The organism is Streptomyces graminilatus (genome assembly GCF_001418565.1).
GTDB classification, from domain to species: domain Bacteria; phylum Actinomycetota; class Actinomycetes; order Streptomycetales; family Streptomycetaceae; genus Streptomyces; species Streptomyces graminilatus.
Genome location: NZ_LIQQ01000808.1, coordinates 1 through 2,382, shown reverse-complemented (window position 1 = coordinate 2,382; position 2,382 = coordinate 1). Strand labels below are relative to the sequence as shown.

The window sequence follows — 2,382 nt, the reverse complement described above, 5'->3', positions numbered from 1 at the left end:
CAGCCGGGCGTACAACCTGATCCTGCGTGGCTCGCTCCAGGCCCGCTTCACGGACGCGCAGTGCGGATTCAAGGCCATCCGGCGTGATGTCGCCCAGATCCTGCTGCCGCTCGTCGAGGACACCGGCTGGTTCTTCGACACCGAGATGCTGGTGCTCGCCGAACGCGCGGGCCTGCGCATCCACGAGGTGCCGGTCGACTGGGTGGACGACCCGGACTCGACCGTCCACATCGTCAGGACCGCGGCCGACGACCTGAAGGGCGTGTGGCGCGTGGGCAGGGCCCTGGCCGGCGGCTCGCTGCCGCTGGACCGGCTCGCCCGGCCCTTCGGCGACGATCCGCGCGACCGCGACATCGAGGACGTACCGAAGGGACTGGCCCGCCAGCTCGTCGGGTTCTGTGTGGTCGGCGGTATGTCGACGCTCTTCTATCTGCTGCTCTACAGCGCGTTCCGGGGCTTCGCCGGCTCGCAGACCGCCAACGCGCTCGCGCTGCTCGTCTCCGCCGTCGTGAACACCGCGGCCAACCGGCGCCTGACCTTCGGGGTGCGCGGCCGGGGCGGGGCGATGCGTCACCAGGCGCAGGGCCTGGTCGTGTTCGGCATCGGCCTCGCCCTCACCAGCGGCTCGCTCGCCGCCCTCGACGCGGCGACCAGCGCCCCCGGGCACTCCGCGGAACTGGCGGTGCTCATCACGGCCAACCTCGCGGCGACCGTGCTGCGGTTCCTGCTCTTCAGGGCCTGGGTGTTCCCCGATCAGATGTTCCCCGGTCAGGGCTGCCCCGATCAGGGCGACGACGCGTACGGGACGTACGGGACGTACGGCGAGAACGAAGTGTACGAGGCGCACGAGGCGTACGAGGACCGCACCACGGGCCCGGAACCGTACAGCGACGCCTGCCCGACCACCACGCGGCTCCAGCCGGTGCGCCCGCACGACACCCAGGATCAGAGGAACCCGCGATGACGACACCCGTACAGCAGGCGCCAGTTACCGGTAATGCAGGGCCTGTTTCCGCCTCGGGAGAGCCCAAGCAGCCCTTCGTACGCCGACTTTGGCGCGGTCGGCCGGAGGATCACCGTTGGGTGCGGCCGGCGTTCCTCGGCGCGCTGCTGGTGATCGGCGCGCTCTACACCTGGAACCTGACCGCCTCCGGATACGCCAACTCCTTCTACGCGGCGGCGGTTCAGGCCGGCAGCCAGTCCTGGAAGGCGTTCTTCTTCGGCTCGCTCGACTCGGCCAACGCCATCACCGTCGACAAGCCCCCGGCCTCCCTCTGGCCGATGGCGCTGTCGGTGCGGCTGTTCGGCCTCAGCTCCTTCGCGATCCTGTTTCCGCAGGTCCTGATGGCCGTCGCCACGGCGGGTGTGCTGTACGCGTCCGTTCGGCGCCGGTTCGGTGCCATGGCCGGGTTCCTCACGATGGCGGTGTTCGCGCTGACACCCGTCGCCGTGCTGATGTTCCGCTTCGACAACCCCGACGCGCTCCTCGCGCTTCTCCTCGCCGCAGCGGTGTACTGCACCCAGCGCGCCATGGAGAAGGCCGAGACGACGTGGCTGCTCTGGGCGGGTACGGCGATCGGTTTCGCCTTCCTGGTCAAGACGTTGCAGGCCTTCCTGATCCTGCCCGTACTGGCACTGGTGTACGTGATCTGCGCGCCGGCCGGTGTCCGCAGGCGGGTCGGACAGGTGCTGGCCGCCGGGCTCGCGATGGTCGTCGCGGGCGGCTGGTGGGTCACGATCGTCGAACTGTGGCCGGCGTCCTCGCGCCCCTACGTCGGTGGCTCGCAGACCAACTCCTTCCTTGAACTGACCTTCGGATACAACGGACTTGGCCGTATCAACGGCGACGAGACCGGCAGCGTCGGTGGCGGTGGCGGCCGCTTCGGTGGTGGTCGTGGCGGTGGCGGCGGCACCGGGATGTGGGGTGAGACCGGCTGGGACCGGATGTTCAGCTCCGGCAGCGGCGGCCAGATCTCCTGGCTGATCCCGGCCGCGCTGATCCTGCTCGTCGCGGCGCTCTGGGCCGTACGCAGGGCCAAGCGCGCGGACGCCACCCGCGCCGCGTTCCTCCTCTGGGGCGGCTCGCTGCTGATCACCATGGTGATCTTCAGCTTTATGCAGGGCATCTTCCACGACTACTACACCGTCGCCCTCGCCCCTTACCTCGCACCGCTGGTCGGTATGGGCGCGGCCCTGCTCTGGCAGGAGCGGGACAGGATGTGGGCGTCGCTGACGCTCGCGGCGGCCATGACGGCCACGGCGGTCTGGGGGTACGTCCTTCTCAACCGCTCCTCCGACTATCTGCCCTGGCTGAAGTGGATTGTGCTGGTGGGCGGTCTGGCGGTCGCGCCGGGTCTGGCCTTCGTCCACCGGGTCGGGCGT

1 protein-coding gene and 1 pseudogene are annotated in these 2,382 nt (G+C 69.9%); both read left to right on the top strand.

Annotated features, from left to right (window positions below; translation table 11 throughout):
- Positions 1-964, top strand: a 964-nt coding sequence (locus AOK08_RS41775) for a GtrA family protein (RefSeq protein ID WP_055535794.1), incomplete at its 5' end; no start/stop codon positions are given.
- A pseudogene (locus tag AOK08_RS41770) lies at positions 961-2,382 on the top strand (ArnT family glycosyltransferase); the annotation flags it as partial. The gene AOK08_RS41775 and the pseudogene AOK08_RS41770, both read left to right, overlap by 4 nt.